Source organism: Megasphaera hominis (assembly GCF_014269395.1).
Lineage (GTDB): Bacteria > Bacillota > Negativicutes > Veillonellales > Megasphaeraceae > Megasphaera > Megasphaera hominis.
In genome coordinates this window covers 21692-43289 of the sequence record NZ_JACOGK010000002.1, presented here as the reverse complement: position 1 = coordinate 43289, position 21598 = coordinate 21692, and the positions used below count along the sequence as shown (strand labels likewise).

Sequence of the window (21598 nt, the reverse complement as noted above, 5' to 3'; positions counted from 1 at the left end):
AAACGATTGCTATGATTCAGGATATATATCCCCACGTCTATCATAATGAATTTACGCCTGTTCCCTATGGACCGGGCAGTGTAGTCTTAGCCTATGAAGAGCGCGGCGTATTGGCCCGCTTTCAAGAGGGGACACTGGTTCTGCCCCGGGCGGAGGAGCTTCCTTTCTTAGGCGAAGAAGATGTCATCTGGCTGTTCCGTCTTGATGAGCAAAACTTCTTTTTATCCCGCCAGTCTGTGCCCGAAGGGGATGGGTTTACGTACGTCCCGATCCGGCACATGCGCATGGCCCGGCCCCGCTCTCTGGCATTTGCCGCAGTGACAGGCCTTTCCCTGTGCGGCTGGTACCATAAACACCGCTTGTGTGGTTCCTGTGGCCGGCCGCTGGTTGCCAGTACGAAGGAGCGTATGCTCTATTGCCCGGAGTGCCAGATTATGAACTATCCGAGGATTAATCCGGCTGTTATCGTTGGCGTACGCCATGATGACGCCTTGCTTGTATCTGTATATGCCGGACGGGAATATAAAAATACGGCTCTCTTGGCAGGTTTTGCCGAAATAGGGGAGACCATTGAAGAAACGGTACACCGCGAAGTTATGGAAGAGGTCGGCATTCATGTAAAGAACCTGACCTTTTATAAGAGCCAGCCCTGGTGTTTTACGGATACGCTTCTCTTTGGCTTTTTCTGCGATCTCGACGGCAAGGCCGATCTGCACGTCGACCACAGTGAATTGGCGACGGCCCAGTGGCTGCAGCGGCAAGACCTGCCGGATGACCGGGAACACACGAGCCTGACCATGGAAATGATAACCCTCTTTAAGCAGGGCAAGGCTTGAGACATAGGAAGATAAGCCTTTTCAAGGTAATTGACACGCTTTGAAACGAGTCCGCATACATTGACAAGGCCTTTTAAAGTTGCTAAAATGAAGAACATAGTAAAAATAGCGATGAGCGGAAGAAGTATTGTCTGCGTGTGTCAGAGAGATGCCGGTTAGCTGAAAAGGCATTCGCAGGCGGCAATACGGGTCACCCGGGAGCTGGCAGGAAGAAGAACCTGCCCGTCTGACAGGCGTTAACTGTAGAATGAAGAGGCCCGGCCTACGGCCGTGGCAATTTAGGTGGTACCGCGGAAGAGCAGCGTTCTTTCGTCCTAACAAGGATGAAAGAACGCTTTTTATTTTTACTTTTTAGGAGGTCCTGCACATGGAGTGGAACAAAGAAAGTCTGGGTACGTATGCACCAAATGATATAGAAATGAATTGGTATTCCTTTTGGGAAAAAAACGGGTATTTTCATCAGGATCCTGATCCGTCACGTAAGCCCTTTAGCATTGTCATGCCGCCACCGAACGTAACGGGGCAGCTGCACATGGGCCATGCCCTCGATAACACGCTGCAGGATATCCTCGTCCGTTTCAAACGCATGGAGGGCTATAATGTCACCTGGATTCCCGGGTCAGACCATGCAGGCATTGCGACACAGGTAAAAGTAGAACAGCAGCTGGCTAAAGAAGAAGGAAAAACCCGATACGACATTGGCCGTGAAGAATTTTTGAAACGTGTCTGGGCCTGGAAGGAACAGTATGGCAACCGTATTGAAACGCAGGTACGCCGCTTAGGCTCTTCCTGTGACTGGACGCGCAACCGCTTTACCATGGACGATACGTGTGCCCGGGCCGTACGGGAAGTATTCGTTTCCCTCTATGAAAAGGGTCTCATCTATCAGGGCCAGCGCATTACCAACTGGTGCCCCCATTGCAATACAGCCCTTTCGGATATCGAAGTAGATCATTCTGATGTAGCCGGCCATCTTTGGTATGTCAAATACCCCATCGTCGGTGAAGATGACTACATCATGATTGCTACAACCCGTCCGGAAACGATCATGGGTGATACGGCTGTTGCTGTGAATCCGCAGGATACGCGTCTGGCTAAATATATCGGTAAAAAAGTTATTGTGCCGCTCGTAGACCGGGAAGTAGAAATCATTGGCGATGATTACGTCGACCTCGAATTCGGCACGGGCGCCGTTAAGATTACGCCGGCCCACGACCCGAATGACTTTGAAATGGGCGAACGCCATCACCTGGAAGCAATCATGATCATGAACCTTGATGGTACCATGAATGCCAAGGCCGGTGCCAAATATGAAGGCATGACCCGTGAAGACTGCCGCAAAGCCGTCGTGGCAGACCTGCAGGAATTAGGCCTCCTCGATCATATTGAAGAATTAACCCATGCTGTAGGCCATTGCTCGCGCTGCAAAACGATTATCGAACCGTTTTCGACCAAGCAGTGGTTCGTCAAGATGGGTCCCCTCACGAAGGCTGCTATCGATGCCGTACAGGATGGCAAGACGAAATTCGTGCCCGACCGCTTTAGCAAGACCTATAACCACTGGATGGAAAATGTCCATGACTGGTGCATTAGCCGGCAGCTCTGGTGGGGCCATCAGATTCCGGCCTGGTACTGCGATGACTGCGGCCAGACCTCGGTTAGCCGGGACGATATTACGGAATGCCAGCATTGCCATAGCACGCATATCCACCGTGATCCGGATGTACTCGATACGTGGTTCAGCTCGGCCCTCTGGCCTTTCTCGACCATGGGCTGGCCGGAAAGAACTGCCGATATCCAGCAGTTCTTCCCGACGAGCGTCCTCGTTACAGGCTATGATATTATCTTCTTCTGGGTTGCCCGCATGATGTTCATGACCTGTGAATTCATGAAGGATATTCCGTTTGAACACGTCTTTATTCATGGCCTCGTCCGTGACAGCCAGGGACGTAAGATGAGTAAATCCCTGGGCAACGGTATTGATCCCCTCGGCGTGTGCGAAGAATACGGCGCTGATGCCCTGCGCTTTACGCTGGTAACGGGCAATACACCGGGCAACGATATGCGCTTTTACATGGAACGGGTTGAAGCAAACCGTAACTTTGCCAATAAAATCTGGAACGCCTCGAAGTTCGTCATCATGAACCTAACCGATTATGATCCGGATTTCGTACCGACAGCCGGCGACCTCACGCTGGCAGACCGCTGGATCCTCACGGCCTTTAATCAGACCGTCCGCCAGGTGACAGAAAACCTCGATAAATTTGAATTAGGCGATGCCGCTGACGAAGTATACGATTTCATTTGGAATCTCTACTGCGACTGGTATATTGAACTGGCAAAACAGCGCCTCTATAAATCGGATGATCAGAAGAGCCGTCAGACCGTCCAGTACGTTCTCGTCTACGTTCTCACACATACGCTGGAAATGCTCCATCCCTTCATGCCCTTCGTGACAGAACATCTCTGGCAGCATCTGCCGCACGAAGGGAAGAGCATCATCGTCGCTCCCTGGCCTAAGGAACAGGAAAACCAGGAGTTCCCGGCTGATGCGGCCGTCATGAACGTTCTCATGGACGCTATTAAAGGTATCCGTAACATGCGTGCCGAATCGAACGTACCCATGGGCAAGAAGGCCCCGGTCATCATGGTACCGGCCGATGAAAAAATGGCAGCCAACCTGCGGCAGTACGAAAGCTATTTCCATACGCTGGCCTTTGCCGACCAGGTCATTCTCCTCGCTCCATCGGCACCGAAGCCGGAAAATGCTGTCGTAACGGTAGTACCGGGCATCGAAGTCTATCTGCAGCTGAAAGACCTCATCGACGTAGAAAAAGAAACGGCCCGCATTGAAAAAGAACAGGCCAAACTCCAAAAGGAAATCGACCGCCTGTCAAAGAAACTGGGCAACGAAGGCTTCCTGGCCAAGGCACCGGCGCAGGTCGTTGAAAAAGAACGGGCTAAACTGGCAGATTATACGGATAAAATGGCAGCCCTTACCAAACGGATGGCTGACCTGAAGAATTTATAAGGTGATACTATGACGTACGAAGAAGCGGTGTATTATTTGGAACATGCCAGTGCCTTTGGTATCCAGCTGGGCTTGGGCCGTATGGAACAGCTTCTGTCGCGGCTCCATAATCCTCAGGACCGGTACAAGACGATCCACGTGACCGGTACCAATGGCAAGGGATCTGTGACGGCGATGATTGCCAGTGCCCTCCATCAGGCCGGCTTTCGTACAGGCCGCTATACGTCGCCCCACCTGGAAGAATACACGGAACGGATCTGCGTAGACGAAGGGGCAATTTCCCGGACTGACTTTGCAGAAGCCGTAGCCGTCGTATCTCACGAGGTAGAAGCTATTGCTGCCGCTGGCGGCGAACGGCCGACGGAATTTGAAATGCTTACAGCAGCGGCCTTTTGGTATTTTGCCAAGGCCCGTGTAGACTATGCCGTTATCGAAGTCGGCTTAGGCGGTCTTCTGGACTCGACGAATGTCATTACGCCTGTCGTCTCGGTCATTACCAACGTGGCCATGGACCACATGAAGTACTGCGGTAATACGCTTGAAGAAATTGCTGTCCAGAAGGCGGGCATCATCAAACCCGGCGTTCCTGTAGTAACGACGGCCGAAAAACCGGGCCTTTCCGTCATCGCGGCGACAGCCTATGAAAAGCATAGCCGTCTTTATGCCCTGGGGCACAGCTTCACGATTAAGGCAGCCGCGCCGCCTGATGTTCAAGGCCAGGTGTTGACTTTGCAGGAGCATACGGGCCGGGGCCGGGCGCTGACGGTGGATCTGCCGCTTTTGGGCGAACACCAGCAGAAAAATTGCGCCGCTGCTCTCATGGCACTGCTCCTCGTAGCGCGGCAGGAAAAACGCCTGACGAAGACAGCCATTGCAGCCGGCATTCACCAAGTGCGCTGGCCCGGCCGGTTTCAGGTCCTCAAGGCAGGGGAGCAGGATATCGTCATCGATGGTGCCCATAACCCGGCCGGTATCGATACCTTTTGCCGGACCTATGAGCAGGTTTTTGGTACGCGTGAGCGCGTATTTCTCTTTTCCGTATTGGCCGACAAGGATTATACGCAGATGGTACACACCTTGTTCCGTTCTGACGATTATGTCATCTGCGCGCCGGCACCGACGCCACGCAGTGCTGATCCCCGGGAGATTGCCCGCATCCTGCCCTGCCGGGCAGACTGGGCCTCCAGCTTGGAGGCGGCCTTGGACCAGGCCCTGCAGGCTGTGCAGCCTGCTCAGGTCTTATGTATCGTCGGCTCCTTGTACATCCAGGGAGATGTGCGCCGCCATTTACGGGATTCCTGGCACGTCACACTGTAATCTGTTCCTTTATACAACAACGATTTCCATGTGTTTTGGGAATCGTTGTTGTATTTTTTTATCTGTGAAATTTCGGTTGCAAAACGGAGATGCTTATTGTAAGATTAATAAGATAGCATAGGTTGTGCAAAACAGAACAAACTTTACCAGTTACGGCCCCGTAGGGAACAGGATGATCCTGCACAGTACTGGGGGACCGGACGGATAAAAGACGCATTCGAACACGTACATTCGGAGGAACGAACTTGTGATACATTTTACGGCTCTCTTACCAACAGCTCGTAGTTCTCAGGAAAAAGCACGCATACACGTTGTGTATGCGCTTTTAGGGACGGTAGTTTTTATGCCGTTGCAGCTGTTTGTCATGGAAGCCTTCTTTTTGGCAGCCCTAGTACTGGCGGCCCGCTATGTTTGGTGTTATGATTTGCCTGACCGGACGCGGCCCATCCTTTTTGTACCGGCCGCTGCCTTTGCTGTCGTAGCCCTCCTTTCCCTGGCAGGATCGCCACGGCTCTTCTTAGGCCTGGCCTTTTATGCGTTTACAGTACTGCAATATTTCCTGCTTTTCTGTCTGCTGCAGCAGTTTGTCCGCGGCGAGGCTGAACGGAAGCTGCTCGTTTATGGGCTGCTCCTCAGTACGGCCTTAGTGGCCCTCTATGGCTTTTATCAGTACGCCCATATGCTGACCCTGCGGGAAGAAGAGTGGGTTGATAATTCGGCCTTTCCGCTGTTGCGCCGCCGCATGTATTCTACGTTGTATAATCCGAATTTGCTTTCGGCCTATTTGCTCATGGTCATGAGTGCTGCCGGGGCTCTGGTTATCCGTTGGTGGGGCCGGTGGAAGCAGGCGGCACCTTTCGCCCTGTTGCTGGCAGCGCTTACGTTGTGCTTAGTCCTTACGTACTCCCGTGGTGCCTGGATTAGTGCCTGTGCGCTCATCTTTTTCTTTGGACTCGTGTGGGACAAGCGGCTTTGGCTGTCTTTTTTGGTCATCCCTTTAGTGCTGGCCTTCCATCATGGCGGTGTTACCCGGCGTCTGCTTTCTATTTTTAGCCAAAGCGCAGCTGACACATCTGTATCTATGCGCATGGACATGTGGCTGGCTGCCTTGCAGATGACAGCCGATCACCCGCTTCTGGGCATTGGCTGGGGGGCCTTTAAATACGTCTATCCCGTATACAATGAACTGATCCAGGAAGCAGGCATCACTATCTTCCACGCCCATAATATGTATTTGAACATCTTGGCAGAAACGGGGTTACTCGGTTTTACTGCATATTTTTGGTTTTATTTTGGTGTCGTATGGTATGCTATTCGTTTTTTGCATAGGTACTCCGGTCCCCCCTTTGACCGGGCCCTGGTCATGGCCGTAGCAGGTGCTATGCTGGCTGTAGCCGTGAGCGGCTTTAGCGACTACGACCTCTTTAGTACTCAAATATCACTTACTTTATGGCTTTTTGCGGGATTATTGACAAATACGTATGAAGAATATCGAAAGAATCAGAAAAAAAGTTTGCGAAATAATTCACAATAAGTTATAATAAGTCTTGAAATATCCACTACTCAGTTTCACAACGTTACGTTGTTGCAAATAGTTTATACAGTTGGGAGGCTCCACCCATGAGACAGAAAAAGGCAATATCCGATGCGGTCATTGAACGACTGCCGTTGTATTATAGAGATTTACTGCTTCTGCAGGACGCAGGAATCGATATTATTTCTTCCGAAAAGCTGGGCGAACGCCTGGGCATTACACCGGAACAGATCCGCAAGGATCTGACCTGTTTCGGTGCCTTTGGCAAAAAAGGCGTTGGTTACTACGTGAGCGAGCTCTGTCAGCAGATTGTAGAAATCATCGGCTTACAGCAGCATTGGAAAATCGGGATTGCCGGTATTGGCCATTTGGGCTGGGCCCTGGCCAACTACAAGACCTTTGGCCGTCTGGGGTTCCGCACGATGGGCCTCTTTGATGTAGACCATCGGATTATCGGCCAAAATGTCGGTGGTGTCGTCGTTACGCCTATTTCGGAAATGGGCGATGTCGTACGCCGGGAAAATATCCAGATCGGTATTATCACGACGCCGGCTTCGGTAGCCCAGCAGGTAGCCGACCAGATGGTAGACGCCGGGATCAAAGGGATTCTTTCTTTTGCACCGTTGCGCCTCAATGTGCCGGACCGGATTTTTGTATTCCGTGAAGACCTGTCGATTGGCCTGAGCCGTATTTCCTATTATTTGACCAACAAGCCAAAAGAATAAGAACAAAAAGTAAGCCCGAACGCAGCAAGTGTACGTTGCTGTTTTCGGGCTTTTTTTCGTTTATGGAAGAATCAGCGGCGCAGATGCAGGCTTTCTTTAAAGGCCGCTTCGGCCTGGTTTCGCGTAATGTATTCTTGTTCGGCCATGAGGGAGAGAACCGTCTTTTGCCGTTCCCGGGCAGCCTCGTAATTTTCCAGGGGATTATAATAACTGGGAGCTTGCAGCAGGCCTGCGAGCAAGGACGATTGGGCCAGGCTCAGGGCCCGTGGCTGCGCGCCGAAGTAGATATGGCTTGCTTCATAAATGCCGGTGGCGCTGGCACCAAAATACGCTGTGTTCAAGTAAATTTCCAGAATTTCGTCTTTACTGTAATTGTGCTCGAGCAAAAAGGCCAGAATGAGTTCCTGGGCCTTGCGGGTCAGTGTCCGTTCCGGTGTAAGAAAGGTATTCTTAATGACCTGCTGGCTAATGGAGCTGCCGCCTTCTACGGTTTCACCGGACGTAAAGTTGACCAGAACGGCCCGGCCGATACCAATAGGGTCGACGGCACCGTGTTCATAAAAGCGCCGGTCTTCTGTCGCGATGACAGCTTCCTGCAAGGTTTTAGGGATGTTTTGAATCGATACATACGTGGCTACTTCCCGGCGTCGTGCTTCCATAGCAGCGCGGAAGTGTAAATAAGGATAGAGTCCTTCCTTAAATGCATCCAGGGAAGAAGACGGCGCTGTTTGTTCAATTTTGCTGGCAGGCGTCTGTGGCCTTGTCTTAGGCGTGTCGGAAATGATATTCCAGGCGCTGAAGGCAGCAAAGACGACGACGAATATGAAAAGGTATTTTTTTTTCATAGTTCCTCCTGATATGGGTATATTGTATCATATGAGCAGGTGAAAAGACTAGATTTAGGCCCCCTTTCCCCTGCTGAATGGTAGAATATTTGAAAATTTTCAATTTTTTCAAACTTTTTATTCAAATTACTTGCATATTCTTGCGAGTAGTTGTATACTAACTGACGTAGACAGTTGGTCATCATATTGTTGCTTATGAAATAGAGGAGGAAACAAAAATGAGTGATATTAAAAAAATCGTATTAGCCTATTCCGGTGGTTTGGATACATCCTGCATTATTCCCTGGCTGAAGGAAAACTATCCCGGTGCAGAAGTTATTGCAGCCTGCGCTGACGTAGGACAGCCTGATGATTTTGAAGCCATTGAAAAGAAGGCTATCAAATCCGGTGCTTCCAAAGCATACATTATGGATATTAAAAAAGAATTTATGGAAGACTATGTATGGCCCTGCGTGAAAGCGGACGCTGTATATGAAGGCAAATATCTCTTGGGTACATCCTTTGCCCGGCCTTTGATTTCCAAAAAACTCGTAGAAATTGCCAAAAAAGAAGGCGCTGACGCTATTGCCCACGGCGCTACAGGCAAAGGCAACGACCAGGTACGGTTCGAACTGACGGTTAAAGCGTTGGCTCCAGAAATCAAACTGATTGCACCGTGGAGAATGTGGGATCTTAAATCCCGTGAAGATGAAATCAAATATGCGGAAGCACATAATGTGCCGGTTGATTACAAATCGGAAGAAAATCCGTATCCCTACAGCATGGACTGGAACATCTGGCATTTGAGCCACGAAGGTGATGATCTGGAAGATCCGGCAAATGCTCCGAAAGATATGGTATACATGGTTTCTACGCAGCCGGAAAAAGCACCGGATACACCGGAATATGTAGAACTGCAGTTTGAAAAAGGGATTCCTGTTGCTGTTAACGGCAAAAAGATGGATGCCCTCGAATTGATAACGGAACTGAATGCTATTGGTGCCAGAAACGGTATTGGCATTGTCGATCTCGTAGAAAACCGTCTCGTCGGCCTTAAGAGCCGTGGCATTTATGAAAATCCCGGTGGTGCTATCATCATGTATGCCCACAGAGAATTGGAATATCTGACACTCGACAGAGCTACGAACCACTTCAAAGAACATGTGGCCAACAAATATGCAGAACTCGTATATGACGGCATGTGGTTCTCGCCGCTCCGTGAAGCTCTGGCTGCGTTTGTTGACGAAACACAGAAGACCTGCACGGGTACGGTTAAATTGAAATTGTACAAAGGCAACATCATTAGCGCCGGTTCGACTTCCCCGTACTCCTTGTACAGCGAAGAATATGTCACCTTCGGCGAAGACGATGTATATGATCAGAAAGATGCCGGCGGTTTCATCAACCTCTTTGGCCTGCCGCTTACGATGCGGGCACTGATGTTGCAGAACGTCGAAAAAAAGAACAAATAAGGAGCGAATCCGAATGAAATTATGGGGCGGCCGGTTTACAAAGGCTACAGATAAAAACGTAGAAGCATTTAACGCATCGATTCAGTTCGATTGCCGTATGTATGCAGAGGATATCTGCGGCAGCATTGCCCATGCGACGATGCTGGCCCGGCAGGGCATTATTTCCGAAGCAGATAAGGATGCTATCGTCCAGGGGCTGAAGGATATTTTCGGACAGATCGAACGGGATGAATTCGACTTTTCTGTAGAGCTGGAAGACATTCATATGAATATCGAAAAGCGCCTCACCGATGCGATCGGTGAAGCTGGCAAGCGGCTTCATACGGGCCGCAGCCGTAACGATCAGGTTGCCTTAGATACGCACCTGTACGTACGGCGGGAAATTGCGGCAGTCGCCAAGCTGCTCGTACAGCTTCAGGAAAGTATCGTCAAGGCTGCAGAAAAATATAACGATGTCATCATGCCGGGCTATACGCACTTGCAGCGGGCCCAGCCGGTTCTCTTCAGTCACCACCTGATGGCCTACTTTTCCATGCTGTCCCGTGATTTCAAGCACCTGGGCTTTGCCTGGGAGCTGGCAGATATGATGCCTCTCGGTGCCGGCGCCCTGGCCGGTACGACCTATCCGCTGGATCAGCCGTACGTCGGTAAGACACTGCACTTTGGCAAGCTCTATGACAATAGTATGGACGCTGTCAGCGACCGGGATTATATTATTGCTTTCCTGGAATTTGCCGCCGTTTTGATGATGCATCTGAGCCGCTTGTCCGAGGAATTTATTCTCTGGTCGAGTTCGGAATTCAAATTTATCGAGCTCGATGATGCACATTGCACGGGTTCATCCATTATGCCACAGAAGAAAAATCCGGACATTTGCGAACTCGTACGGGGCAAGACGGGCCGCTTCTATGGCCATCTCATGGCCGTGCTGACCATGATGAAAGGCATTCCCCTGGCCTATGATAAGGACATGCAGGAAGACAAAGAAGGTGTCTTTGATGCCATTGATAACCTGAAATTTGCCCTTACCATTTATGCCGCCATGATCGATAAGATGACAGTCAATAAAGAACACATGCGCAGCGTTCTGGAAAGCGATTTCTCGAATGCTACGGATATGGCCGATTACCTGGCTAAAAAAGGGCTGCCCTTCCGGGAAGCGCATGCCGTTGTCGGCAAAGCTGTACATTATTGTATCGAACAGGGCAAAGTACTGCAGCAGCTTAGCTTAGAAGAATTGCAGCACATGAGCCCCCTCTTTGAGGCCGATATCCATCATTATCTGGATATTGAAACCTGCGTGGCCCAGCGTCAGACCTATAATGGCACGGCGCCCAGCTCCGTTGCGCGTCAGTGCACTGACGGCAAGCAGGTACTAGCTACAGAAACGGTACAAACGCAGCAATGGGATAAGGTGGTTTCCTCTGTCTATGAGTTAATCAAATAAGCAACAGGAAGAGGCCGTGCCGGAAGGTACGGCTTTTTTCTTTGCCTATACAGGCTAAAATACGTATTTACAAAATTTCTTACTAGTCACTCTAAGGGAAATAATGTATAATAAATTAGTATGATTAAAATTGAGCATTTAATGCCAGGAAAGGAGGGGCGTATCAATGACTAATGTGGTACAGACGACACTGGCAAAATCCGTGTCGTACAGCGGTATCGGTTTACATGCAGCCAATGAAGTGCATATGGTAATGCGCCCGGCCCCGGCTGATACGGGAATCGTCTTCGTCCGGACGGATTTGCCCGGCAACCCGGCAGTGCCGGCACAATTTGCCAATGTGACCAACACCATGCGGGCAACGACATTGGAGCAGGGCGATGCGAAGGTCTTTACGGTCGAACATCTGCTTTCTGCATTGAACGGCATGGCTGTAGATAACTGCATTATAGAAATGGATTCCGTAGAACCCCCTGTTGCAGACGGCAGTGGTCTTACCTTTGTGGAGCTGATCCAAAAGGCGGGGATTCAGGAATTATCTGCGCCGCGCCGTGTACTGGCCGTGCAGCACCAACACCTCGTGCAGGAAGACGATAAGTTTATTGCCATTCTTCCGTATGACGGCTTCCGCATTACCTTTACATCCATCAATCCGCATCCGCTCTTGGGCGTACAGTTTCTGGATGTCGAGCTGGACCGGGAAACGTATATCCGTGAGATCGCGTTTGCCCGGACGATTGCGTTTACCAAAGAACTGGCCATGCTGAAAAAACTGGGCCTGGGTAAAGGCGGTACGCTGGAAAATACGATCGTCTATGATGACACGACATGCCTTTCAAAGCTGCGTACGGAAGATGAACTGGTGCGGCACAAGGTGCTGGATGTCATCGGCGATTTAGCTTTGCTGGGACGGCCGCTGCAGGGACATATTGTGGCTGTAAAGTCAAGCCATAAGCTAAATAACCTGCTGGCACGCAAAATCAGCGAAGAAATAAAATAAAGGGAGGAAATTGCAATGGCAATAGACAAGACATTAGAAGTAACGGATATCATGGAAATCTTACCTCACCGGTATCCCATGCTGCTCGTAGACCGGATTATTGAATTGGAACCGATGAAATATGCCATCGGTATTAAAAACGCAACGTTTGACGAACTTTTCTTTCAGGGACATTTTCCCGGAAAACCGGTAATGCCCGGCGTGCTCCTGGCCGAAGCTATGGCACAGGTAGGCGGCGTCGCACTGCTCTATCCGGAAGAAAACCGGGGTCTTATTCCTTTCTTTACGGGCATTGATAAACTGCGTTTCCGTCATCCCGTCCGCCCGGGTGACCAGATCATCATGCGCGCCGATATCGTCAAGATTAAAGGCCGTATGGGCAAGGTAAAAGCCCAGTCTCACGTAGGGGATACGCTTTGCGCAGAAGGGGAATATCTCTTTGCCCTCATGCCGGGACAGGAACCAAGAAAATAAAAATAAGCCCAATTTATGAGAAAATAAGAGGTTTTAGGCGTAATTAACAGATAATAGGGCGAATATGCCTGATTTTTAAGGGTATATTCTTTTCGAGAGAGAGGGAATATACTCATATACATTATTTATGAGCACCTGCCCGGATAGGGGCGGGCTAGCAAGGAGTGACTCTAATGACCGAGGAAAAAGAAAACATGCCGCAGAGCATGATCCATCCAACGGCTGTTATAGATCCGCAGGCAGAAATCGGTCCTGGTGTAAAAATCGGGCCTTATGCAGTGATTGGGCCGCATGTCAAAATCGGCGCAGGCACAGAAGTTATGGCACATGTAACCATTGACGGCTGGACGACAATTGGTGAAAACTGCCGGTTTTTCCCTAGCTGTTCGATCGGTTCAGAACCGCAGGACTTAAAATATCACGGAGAAAAAAGTTACCTTATCATCGGTGACCGGTCTGTATTCCGTGAATTTGTAACGGTCAGCGTAGCTACCGGTGAAGGGGAAGAAACGCGGATTGGCAATGATTGCCTGTTCCAGGCCTGCACGCACGTAGCGCACAACTGTGTCGTAGGTAATCACGTAATCATGAGTAACTGTGCCGGCCTGGCCGGTCACGTTACCGTAGAAGACCGCGTGGTCATCGGTGGTATTGCCGGCGTACACCAGTTTGTCAAAGTGGGTCGAAACAGCATGATCGGCGGCCTGGCCAAGGTAGTGCAGGATATTCCGCCGTATGTCATTGCTGATGGGCAGCCAGCCCGTGTCATTGGTCTGAACAGTGTGGGACTTTCCCGTGCCGGTATGTCCGATGAAGTTCGTCGTGAATTAAAAAAGGCATTTCGCATTTTGTACCGTTCCGGTCTCAACCTGGGACAGGCTATTTCGGAAATGGAACAAGAGCTGGACAGCTATGAAGAAGTCGAACATCTTCTGCGCTTCCTGCGCAATGCTGAACGTGGCATTATGAGAGGCACGAAGGATTAATGTGCGTATGAAGGGGAGGTGAGGCTCGGCCTTGCCGCCCTTTTTTTATGTGAATCGTTCTTAGATTAATGACATGATCGGCTGTTTTTTGGTATAATAAAGTGATTGTTTGTAAATTCAAGGTAAGCATACCTGTGTAATAAAGGTGATCGTACATGGAAAAAGTTGGCTTATTGGCCGGTATTGGCAATCTGCCTGTAGAATTCATGCGGGCAGCTAAACAAAGCGGCCATGAAGTGGTGGTCATTGCTGTCGTTGAGGATGTAGCGCCGGAATTGGCGGCAGAAGCAGATGTATACTATGAAATCAACGTGGCCAAGCTGAATAAGATCATTAAGACCTTGTTGAAACACGACGTGACCAAGGTGACCATGATCGGCAAGGTGACCAAAGAAATTCTCTTTAAGGGATTGAAAATGCCCGATTTGCGGGCCCTGAAGCTGCTCAACCGGCTGCGTAACCGCAAGGATGACACGATCATGCTGGCCATTGTGGATGAATTGGCAAAGGATGGCATTGAAGTCGTCGATCAGACCTTGTATTTGAAACCGCTCATGCCGGCGCCGGGCGTGCTGACCAAACGGCAGCCTACAGAAGCCGAAGCTGATGATATCCGCTTTGGCTTTGCCACGGCAAAGGCTATTGGCGGCATGGATATCGGCCAGACTGTCGTCGTCCGGCATAAGGCTGTCATGGCCGTAGAGGCCATTGAAGGTACCGACGCCTGTATCCGCCGCGGCGGTGCCTTGGGCCGTAAGGAATCGGTTGTCGTCAAGGTGGCCAAGCCCAACCAGGACCAGCGCTTTGACGTGCCGGCTGTCGGTATGACAACGCTTGAAAGCATGATTGAAAGTAATTGCAACGTCCTGGCTGTAGAAGCCGGGCGCACGCTGTTCGTTGAACAGGAACAAGTATTGGCAGCAGCAGATGCACATCATATCTGCATTTGTGCCGTCGATCAGACGTTTTAAGTAGGAGTATTCATGAAAATTATGTTTTCAGCCGGCGAAGCCTCTGGCGATATGCACGGTGCAAATCTGGCCAGGGCCTTAAAAGCGCTGGATCCGGATATTGAACTGCTCGGCATGGGTGGCAGCCAGATGGCACAAGCAGGCGTGCGAATCGTATATGATATCAATAATCTGGGATTTATCGGCGTTGGCGAAATCTTACGTAAGATCCCTTTCTTTTTTCGCCTGCGCACACAACTGCTGCAGGTGATGCAAGAAGAGAAACCGGATGTATTGGTCTGTATTGATTATCCCGGCTTTAATATGAGGCTCATCGAAAAGGCCAGGGCAGCAGGGATCCGTGTCGTTTACTATATTTTGCCGACCATCTGGGCCTGGCATAAGAGCCGTGGCAAGGTGATTGCCGAGCATACGGACCTGGCTATTTCTCTTTTTCCCTTTGAGGCCAAGCTGTATGAAGAACTGGGCGCCCGTGTTGCTTACGCCGGCCACCCGCTTCTCGATGTAGTACACCCGGAGCTGACTAAAGACGAGGCACTGCAGGCCTTTGGCCTCGATGCGGCGAAACAGACGATTCTCTTGATGCCGGGCAGCCGCTTGCAGGAAGTACGCGGCTTGCTGCCGGTTATGCTGGCGGCAGTCAAAGAAATTATGGCACAAAGGGATGGGGTCCAATTTCTCATTCCCCGGGCCTCGACCATCGATGCGTCCGTGTTGCAGGAGCTGATTCCGGCGGACCTGGAGAACGTCCATGTTGCATCAGGCCATGTATATGATATGATGAACATCAGCACGGCAGCCGTCGCTGCTTCAGGCACGGCGACTCTGGAAACAGCCCTCATGGGCTTGCCGACCCTGCTTATTTACCGCGTTAGCTCCCTTACGTACTGGCTGTCCAAAATCCTGGTGCATATTCAAAGTATCGGCCTGCCCAACATCATCATGGGGCACCGCATTATGCCGGAGCTCTGGCAGGATGAAGTCACACCGGAAGCCATTGCTGCCGATATGGTGACCCTCCTGACGGATAAACAGGCCTGGCAGGAGCGCCACGAGGCCATGCTTTCCGTGCGCAAGGAAATGGGAGAACCCGGGGCTGTCCGGCGTACAGCAGAGATCATTTTACAATTTGCTAAGGAGAACCATTCTGCATGAAGCGATATAACAGCTGGCAAGGCTACAAAAGATTACTGCGTTTCATTTTGCCATATAAGAAACGCTTAGTCGTTGCCGTCATATGTATGGCCTTTTCGGGCGCGAGCAACGTCGTCGTCCCGTGGCTGATCAAAGACGTCATCGATAAGGTCTTGGCCAACAAAGATATTTACACACTGAACCTGATCGTCATTGGCATTCTGGCACTCTTTTTTGCCAGGGGCTTCTTCTACTTTGGCGAACGCTATTTGATGAGCTATGTCGGCCAGAAAATCGTCAACGATATCCGCGAAGCCCTGTACCGGCATTTACAAAAACTATCCCTGTCGTACTTTGATAAGCGTAAGACCGGGAATATTATGAGTAACCTGACCAATGACGTTACGGCCTTACAGACGGCCATTGCCGGGAATCTTATTTCCTTTGTCCAGGAAGCGGTTATCCTCATCGGTTCCTTAGGGTCTATGCTGCTCTTGTACTGGAAACTGACCCTTCTGACATTGGTCATCGTGCCGCTTGTGGTCTTTACGATCCGTTTCTTCGGCAGCCGCCTGCGCGGTGCCGGTCATCGCGTACAAGGGAAGATGGCCGATATTACAGCCCTCTTGGAGGAATCCGTTTCGGGTATCCGCATCATTCGTTCCTTCAACCGTGAAGAGTTTGAAATCGAACGCTTCATGGAACAGAATGACAGCAACTTCTGGGCCCTCATGTCGACCGTTCGCCTGACAGCACTCCTGACGCCGTTTATCCAGTTCTTTGCAGCCATCGCTGTGACTGCCATCATCTGGTATGGCGGCATGAGCGTTATTGATGGCGAAATGACGGCAGGCTCCCTCATTGCCTTCTTGATTTATGCTATCAACCTGGCAAACCCGGTCCGCCGGATTAGCGAAATTTACGGCGATATCCAGAAATCTCTGGCTGCTGCAGACCGCGTATTTGAAACACTCGATACGGAACCGGACGTCAAGGAAAAACCGGACGCTATTGAACTGCCGAAAGTGCAGGGCGAAATTTGCTTCAATCACGTCAATTTTTCCTATGACGAGGATCACCCGGCCCTGATCGATTTCAACCTGGACGTCAAGCCCGGCGAAGTCGTGGCCCTCGTAGGTCCGAGCGGGGCCGGTAAATCGACGGTGACGAACCTGTTGCCGCGTTTTTATGACGTCACCGACGGTAGTATTACTATTGACGGCACAGATATTCGCGACGTTACCTTCTCGTCCCTGCGCCAGCAGATTGGCCTGGTACCGCAGGAAACGATGCTCTTTAATGCCAGCATCCGGGAAAATATCCTGTATGGACGCCTGGATGCAACGGATGAAGAAATCGAACTGGCTGCTAAGGCTGCCAACGCAGAAGAATTTATTCTGCAGCTGCCCCAAGGCTACGATACCCTCGTAGGCGACCGGGGCAACTCCCTGTCCGGCGGTCAGCGCCAGCGTATTGCTATTGCCCGGGCCATTTTAAAAGATCCGCGCATTTTGATTCTCGATGAAGCCACGTCGGCTCTCGATACGGAATCGGAAAAAATCGTTCAGGTAGCACTGGAACGGCTGATGGAAGGCCGTACATCCATCGTCATTGCCCACCGCCTGAGCACGATTCGCGATGCAGACAAGATCGTCGTTATCGATCATGGTCGTATCGTTGAAGAAGGTACGCATACGGGACTGCTGAATAAAGGCGGCCTGTATGCCCATTTACATGCTGTACAGTTTAATGAAAAAGCGGAAGGTTAAATTCTATGTTAAATCGCTTGCGTGTCAAATCGATGTACTGGCTCTATAATTTTTTGCTTCTCATGTATTGGGCCTCCCTCATCCCTGTGCTGATTTACAGGCTCATACATGAAGAAGGATTTTATCAGCGCATCAAGCAGAGTATCGGTTTTTTACCGGATGAACTGAAGAAAAAAATATCAGACCGCCAGGCTATTTGGGTGCACGCGGCGTCTGTAGGGGAAATTGTCGCAGCCAGCCCTATTGTGCGGGAAATGCGGCGGGAACACCCGCAGGAAGTGATCATCGTTTCTGTCGTTACGGCAACAGGCTTTCGCATGGCCCACAAGATCATTGACGGTGCAGATGGGATCCTGTATTTTCCCCTGGATTTACCGTATCTGACGGGACGTATCCTGAATATCATCAAGCCGAAAATCATCGTCCTCGTAGAAACAGAAATCTGGCCTAACTTCCTGCGCATTGCCGATAAGAAAAAAATCCCCATCATGATGATGAACGGCCGCATTAGCCAGCGCAGCGTTTCCCGCTACCGGCTGATAACTTTCTTTACCCGGCACGTCCTGTCGTCAATCCGGATTTTCTGTATGCAGAGCCGGATTGATGCGCAGTATATCATCGATATTGGAGCCGATCCGAATAAGGTTATCGTAACGGGGAATACCAAGTACGATCAGACCTATGGCATCGTCACGCCGGAAGAAAAGAAACGCTTTTTGTCGGAGCTCGGTTTTGCAGAAGAGGATTACCCCATTATGATTGCCGGGAGTACGCATAAAGGTGAAAATGGTTCGGTTTATAAGGCCTTTTTTGAAATACGGAAAAAGCATCCCCGGGCCCGTCTGATTATTGCGCCCCGTTACATTTACCAGTCCGACCCCATTCGCGACGAAGGCCGTAAATTTGGCTTTACCATGGTCAAGCGGAGCGAAATGCAGGCCGGTAAGGTAAAGGAAGAACACTATGACGGCGTGATTCTCGATACCATCGGCGAACTGGGCCGTGTGTACAGCCTGGGCGACCTGGTCTTTGTCGGCGGCAGTCTGGCTCACGTCGGCGGTCACAATATTTTGGAACCGGCGGCCCATGCCAAACCGATTGTCGTAGGACCGAATATGTTCAACTTTGTAGAAATCTACGATCTGCTCAGCAGTCGCGGTGCCTGCGTTATGGTCAAGAACGAAGACGAATTCATTCAAACGTGCGTCAATATCGTAGATGACCGCCAGCTGGCCGAAAGCATGCGACGCCACTGCATTGAAATCGTGCAGGAAAACCAGGGGGCTACGCGCCGTAATCTGGCAGAATTACAAAAAATACTGGATGAACTCCACCTTTGGAGATGAGCACATGTCTTTTTATACCAAGCTTGCCGCGTATATAACGTATCTTATGGAAGACCGCTCCCATAGCCTGGCGGACCAGCCCGTGCTGGCCCTGCTAAAAGGATTGTCTGCCGTCTATCGATACGGTGTCGTACGACGCTTTACAGCGTATGCACGTCATCCGGAACGGCAGGCCCATTTGGCGGCGAAAGTCATCAGTCTGGGCAATATTACGGCCGGTGGTACGGGAAAGACACCGACGGCTTGTATGCTGGCACAGTGGCTTCAACGTCAAGGTTATCGGGTGGCCCTTCTCAACCGGGGCTACCGCTCGGCAGCCGAACATGGCGCGGCCATCATGTCTGATGGAAAAGACGTGCTCCTTAGTGCCCAAGAAGGCGGTGACGAAGCGCTGCTTCTGGCCCGCAGCTTGCCGGGAATACCGGTTCTCGTCGGCCGGGAACGGGCACAGACGGGACAACTGGCTATCGACAGGTTTCACAGCCAGGTCCTGCTTCTCGATGATGCCTTTCAGCATTGGCAACTGGCCCGCGATTTAGATATTGTTCTCATCGATGCTACCAATCCGTTTGGCAATGGCGCACTCTTGCCACGGGGCATCTTGCGGGAACCCGTATCTCACCTTAGCCGGGCTGGTTTTTTTATCATCACGAAAGCGGACCAGCGTACGGAAGCAGACAAACAGGCTATTTACGCTGTTCTGACGCGCTATAACAGTACAGCACCCGTAGCCGAAGCGGTGCACCGCCCTGCGTGGTGCGTGTCTTTTGCCGCGTGGTACGAAGCGAAGGCGGACCGCCATACGTGTGAGCAGCTGCCGCATCAGGCAGTCATCGCTGTGTCGGCTTTGGGGAATCCGGCTTCCTTTGAAGCGACAGTAACCGCCTGCGGCTATACCCTGGCAGGAAATTTACGGTTTGACGATCATCACCAATATACGAATGACGATCTTTCTGTTATGATACAGATGGCAGCAGAAAAAAAAGCCGTTCTGGTTACGACGGAAAAGGACGCTGTCAAATTGCCGGCGTCGTTCATTTTACAGCACGACGTGCCTCTTTGGGTACTGGGCATAGAAATAGTGATTGAAAAAGGTAAAGAGGAACTGCAGAACGTAATTCTGCAGCATATAGGAGGATAAGAACTTATGAATTTCGTATGTATTATCCCGGCACGATATGCCTCCACGCGGCTGCCGGGCAAACCGCTGGCTGATATTGCCAGCAAGCCACTGATCCAGCGTGTATATGAACAAGCTACCAAGGCAGATAAACTGTCAGCTGTCGTCGTAGCTGTCGATAATCCTAAAGTATATGATGTCGTCGTCTCCTTTGGCGGTCACGCAGTCATGACGCGGGAAGACCATACGAATGGGACGGACCGTTTGGCTGAAGCCGTAGGCCATTATCCTGAAGCCGATGTCATTGTCAATGTGCAGGGTGACGAACCTCTCATTACGCCGGAAGTCATTAATGCGCTCTGCCAGGTCTTTGAAGAAGATCCGCAGCTGACCATGGCAACCGTGGCTACACCCCTTCAGGAAGAAGAATATGACGATGCCAGTGCCGTCAAGGTAGTCATGAATAAGAGACAGGAAGCCATGTATTTCTCCCGTTCCCTCATTCCATACCCGCGGCATCCCTTCCACGATCAAATCCGGCCATACAAGCATATCGGCATTTATGCGTATCGCCGTGATTTCCTGCTTCAATATGCCCAGATGGCACAAACACCGGCAGAAGAAGTGGAATCGCTGGAACAGTTGCGCGTTTTGGAAAATGGCTATAAGATTAAAGTTATTACGACAGAGCAACAGTTTATCGGCATTGATACGCCGGAAGATCTGGAACATATACGATCGTATTTTGCAAAGGAGCAACAGGCATGAAACAAGTACAAGCAGGCAGTTTGCACGTAGGCGGCGATGGCAAGTTGTTCGTCATGGCAGGCCCGTGCGTTATTGAAGATCCGGACCGTATTTTAAAAATCGGCCAGGAAATGAAAGCGATTTGTGGCCGTTTGGGCCTTCCCTATATTTTTAAGGCGTCCTTTGATAAGGCGAACCGGTCCAGCTGGAAATCTTTCCGTGGCCCGGGACTTAAGCGGGGCCTGGAAATTCTTCGCGATGTGAAAAAAGAATTGCAGGTTCCTGTTGTCAGTGATATCCATGATGTATCCCAGGTAGCTCCGGCAGCGGAGGTACTGGATGTCCTGCAGATACCGGCCTTTTTGTGCCGGCAGACAGACCTGCTGCAGGAAGCTGCTAAAACGGGCAAATGCATTAATGTAAAAAAAGGGCAATTCATGGCGCCGGAGGATATGAAAAATGTAGCAGAAAAAATTTCCCACGCAGGCAATGAAAATATCATTCTGACGGAACGGGGCGTTTCCCTGGGCTACCATAATCTGGTTGTCGATATGCGGGCATTTCCCATTATGCGCAGCTTTGGCTATCCTGTCGTCTTTGATGCGACCCACAGCGTACAGCTGCCCAGCGGTGCCGGTACGAGTTCCTCCGGCCAGCGCCAGTTTATTGGTAATCTGGCCAGAGCCGCAGCCGGTTCCGGTATTGATGGCGTATTCATGGAAGTACATGATAACCCGGAAGAAGCCCTGTGCGATGGTCCCAACATGCTCTACCTTTCCCAGGTAGAAGCGGTGCTGCGGGATATGGCAGCTATTAAGGCGATTACCGATCAGAGTGTTTCAACGGCAACGAAATAATTGCAGAG

At 50.8% G+C, this 21598-nt stretch carries 18 protein-coding genes and 1 other annotated feature; of the genes, 17 read left to right on the top strand and 1 reads right to left on the bottom strand.

Annotated features, from left to right (window positions below; all coding sequences use genetic code 11):
• Window positions 1-11 precede the first annotated feature (11 nt).
• From nudC to H8J70_RS00970, 5 genes are all read left to right on the top strand, one after another.
• Entirely contained in the window at window positions 12-836 is an 825-nt protein-coding gene (gene nudC, locus H8J70_RS00990; RefSeq protein WP_186501897.1) for an NAD(+) diphosphatase, read from the top strand.
• A 102-nt stretch (window positions 837-938) separates the two neighbouring features.
• Window positions 939-1156: a binding site (T-box leader), on the top strand.
• 47 nt (window positions 1157-1203) lie between these two features.
• Window positions 1204-3867 carry a valine--tRNA ligase gene (locus tag H8J70_RS00985; RefSeq protein WP_186501896.1) on the top strand — a complete coding sequence of 888 codons (2664 nt, stop codon included), beginning with the start codon at window positions 1204-1206 and terminating at the stop codon, window positions 3865-3867.
• Window positions 3868-3876: 9 nt separating this feature from the next.
• On the top strand, window positions 3877-5184 hold the full coding sequence (locus H8J70_RS00980; protein ID WP_186501895.1) for a bifunctional folylpolyglutamate synthase/dihydrofolate synthase: 1308 nt from the start codon (window positions 3877-3879) through the stop codon (window positions 5182-5184).
• 343 nt (window positions 5185-5527) lie between these two features.
• Entirely contained in the window at window positions 5528-6718 is a 1191-nt protein-coding gene (locus tag H8J70_RS00975; RefSeq protein WP_186501894.1) for an O-antigen ligase family protein, read from the top strand.
• Between the two features lie 86 nt (window positions 6719-6804).
• Window positions 6805-7443, top strand: coding sequence for a redox-sensing transcriptional repressor Rex (locus H8J70_RS00970; RefSeq protein WP_186501893.1), 639 nt, complete (start codon window positions 6805-6807; stop codon window positions 7441-7443).
• 71 nt (window positions 7444-7514) lie between these two features.
• Here H8J70_RS00970 and H8J70_RS00965 read toward each other — a convergent pair whose 3' ends face one another.
• Entirely contained in the window at window positions 7515-8288 is a 774-nt protein-coding gene (locus tag H8J70_RS00965; protein ID WP_186501892.1) for a transglycosylase domain-containing protein, read from the bottom strand.
• Window positions 8289-8506: 218 nt separating this feature from the next.
• On the opposite strand from H8J70_RS00965, the gene H8J70_RS00960 reads away from it, so the two are divergent.
• The 12 genes from H8J70_RS00960 to kdsA all read left to right on the top strand — a co-directional run bounded on the left by H8J70_RS00960 (window position 8507) and on the right by kdsA (window position 21590).
• Window positions 8507-9739 (top strand): argininosuccinate synthase, encoded by a 1233-nt coding sequence (locus H8J70_RS00960; RefSeq protein ID WP_186501891.1) that lies wholly within the window; start codon window positions 8507-8509, stop codon window positions 9737-9739.
• A gap of 13 nt (window positions 9740-9752) precedes the next feature.
• Window positions 9753-11186, top strand: a complete 1434-nt coding sequence (argH, locus tag H8J70_RS00955) for an argininosuccinate lyase (protein ID WP_186501890.1) — start codon at window positions 9753-9755, stop codon at window positions 11184-11186.
• A 166-nt stretch (window positions 11187-11352) separates the two neighbouring features.
• A complete protein-coding gene (gene lpxC, locus H8J70_RS00950) occupies window positions 11353-12186 on the top strand; it encodes a UDP-3-O-acyl-N-acetylglucosamine deacetylase (RefSeq protein ID WP_186501889.1) in 834 nt (277 codons plus the stop codon).
• A 15-nt stretch (window positions 12187-12201) separates the two neighbouring features.
• Window positions 12202-12660, top strand: a complete 459-nt coding sequence (gene fabZ / locus H8J70_RS00945; protein ID WP_186501888.1) for a 3-hydroxyacyl-ACP dehydratase FabZ — start codon at window positions 12202-12204, stop codon at window positions 12658-12660.
• Between the two features lie 173 nt (window positions 12661-12833).
• Window positions 12834-13646, top strand: coding sequence for an acyl-ACP--UDP-N-acetylglucosamine O-acyltransferase (lpxA, locus tag H8J70_RS00940; protein WP_186501887.1), 813 nt, complete (start codon window positions 12834-12836; stop codon window positions 13644-13646).
• Window positions 13647-13801: 155 nt separating this feature from the next.
• Window positions 13802-14617 carry an LpxI family protein gene (locus tag H8J70_RS00935; protein WP_186501886.1) on the top strand — a complete coding sequence of 272 codons (816 nt, stop codon included), beginning with the start codon at window positions 13802-13804 and terminating at the stop codon, window positions 14615-14617.
• 12 nt (window positions 14618-14629) lie between these two features.
• Window positions 14630-15772: a lipid-A-disaccharide synthase gene (gene lpxB / locus H8J70_RS00930; RefSeq protein WP_186501885.1), complete on the top strand. Its 1143-nt coding sequence runs from the start codon at window positions 14630-14632 to the stop codon at window positions 15770-15772.
• Window positions 15769-17520 (top strand): ABC transporter ATP-binding protein, encoded by a 1752-nt coding sequence (locus H8J70_RS00925; RefSeq protein WP_186501884.1) that lies wholly within the window; start codon window positions 15769-15771, stop codon window positions 17518-17520. Before lpxB ends, H8J70_RS00925 begins: the two co-directional genes overlap by 4 nt.
• A 32-nt stretch (window positions 17521-17552) precedes the next feature.
• On the top strand, window positions 17553-18866 hold the full coding sequence (locus tag H8J70_RS00920; protein ID WP_186501964.1) for a 3-deoxy-D-manno-octulosonic acid transferase: 1314 nt from the start codon (window positions 17553-17555) through the stop codon (window positions 18864-18866).
• A 4-nt stretch (window positions 18867-18870) separates the two neighbouring features.
• On the top strand, window positions 18871-20007 hold the full coding sequence (gene lpxK, locus H8J70_RS00915; protein ID WP_186501883.1) for a tetraacyldisaccharide 4'-kinase: 1137 nt from the start codon (window positions 18871-18873) through the stop codon (window positions 20005-20007).
• A gap of 6 nt (window positions 20008-20013) precedes the next feature.
• Entirely contained in the window at window positions 20014-20754 is a 741-nt protein-coding gene (kdsB, locus tag H8J70_RS00910; RefSeq protein ID WP_186501882.1) for a 3-deoxy-manno-octulosonate cytidylyltransferase, read from the top strand.
• Window positions 20751-21590, top strand: coding sequence for a 3-deoxy-8-phosphooctulonate synthase (kdsA, locus tag H8J70_RS00905; protein ID WP_186501881.1), 840 nt, complete (start codon window positions 20751-20753; stop codon window positions 21588-21590). The genes kdsB and kdsA overlap by 4 nt, the downstream gene beginning before the upstream one ends.
• Window positions 21591-21598 lie beyond the last annotated feature (8 nt).

Bases quoted from the DNA above. Each gene is read 5' to 3' on its own strand.
- nudC (WP_186501897.1), top strand. From the start codon at position 12: ATGATTCAGGATATATATCCCCACGTCTATCATAATGAATTTACGCCT.
- H8J70_RS00985 (WP_186501896.1), top strand. From the start codon at position 1,204: ATGGAGTGGAACAAAGAAAGTCTGGGTACGTATGCACCAAATGATATA.
- H8J70_RS00980 (WP_186501895.1), top strand. From the start codon at position 3,877: ATGACGTACGAAGAAGCGGTGTATTATTTGGAACATGCCAGTGCCTTT.
- H8J70_RS00975 (WP_186501894.1), top strand. From the start codon at position 5,528: ATGCCGTTGCAGCTGTTTGTCATGGAAGCCTTCTTTTTGGCAGCCCTA.
- H8J70_RS00970 (WP_186501893.1), top strand. From the start codon at position 6,805: ATGAGACAGAAAAAGGCAATATCCGATGCGGTCATTGAACGACTGCCG.
- H8J70_RS00965 (WP_186501892.1), bottom strand. From the start codon at position 8,288: ATGAAAAAAAAATACCTTTTCATATTCGTCGTCGTCTTTGCTGCCTTC.
- H8J70_RS00960 (WP_186501891.1), top strand. From the start codon at position 8,507: ATGAGTGATATTAAAAAAATCGTATTAGCCTATTCCGGTGGTTTGGAT.
- argH (WP_186501890.1), top strand. From the start codon at position 9,753: ATGAAATTATGGGGCGGCCGGTTTACAAAGGCTACAGATAAAAACGTA.
- lpxC (WP_186501889.1), top strand. From the start codon at position 11,353: ATGACTAATGTGGTACAGACGACACTGGCAAAATCCGTGTCGTACAGC.
- fabZ (WP_186501888.1), top strand. From the start codon at position 12,202: ATGGCAATAGACAAGACATTAGAAGTAACGGATATCATGGAAATCTTA.
- lpxA (WP_186501887.1), top strand. From the start codon at position 12,834: ATGACCGAGGAAAAAGAAAACATGCCGCAGAGCATGATCCATCCAACG.
- H8J70_RS00935 (WP_186501886.1), top strand. From the start codon at position 13,802: ATGGAAAAAGTTGGCTTATTGGCCGGTATTGGCAATCTGCCTGTAGAA.
- lpxB (WP_186501885.1), top strand. From the start codon at position 14,630: ATGAAAATTATGTTTTCAGCCGGCGAAGCCTCTGGCGATATGCACGGT.
- H8J70_RS00925 (WP_186501884.1), top strand. From the start codon at position 15,769: ATGAAGCGATATAACAGCTGGCAAGGCTACAAAAGATTACTGCGTTTC.
- H8J70_RS00920 (WP_186501964.1), top strand. From the start codon at position 17,553: ATGTACTGGCTCTATAATTTTTTGCTTCTCATGTATTGGGCCTCCCTC.
- lpxK (WP_186501883.1), top strand. From the start codon at position 18,871: ATGTCTTTTTATACCAAGCTTGCCGCGTATATAACGTATCTTATGGAA.
- kdsB (WP_186501882.1), top strand. From the start codon at position 20,014: ATGAATTTCGTATGTATTATCCCGGCACGATATGCCTCCACGCGGCTG.
- kdsA (WP_186501881.1), top strand. From the start codon at position 20,751: ATGAAACAAGTACAAGCAGGCAGTTTGCACGTAGGCGGCGATGGCAAG.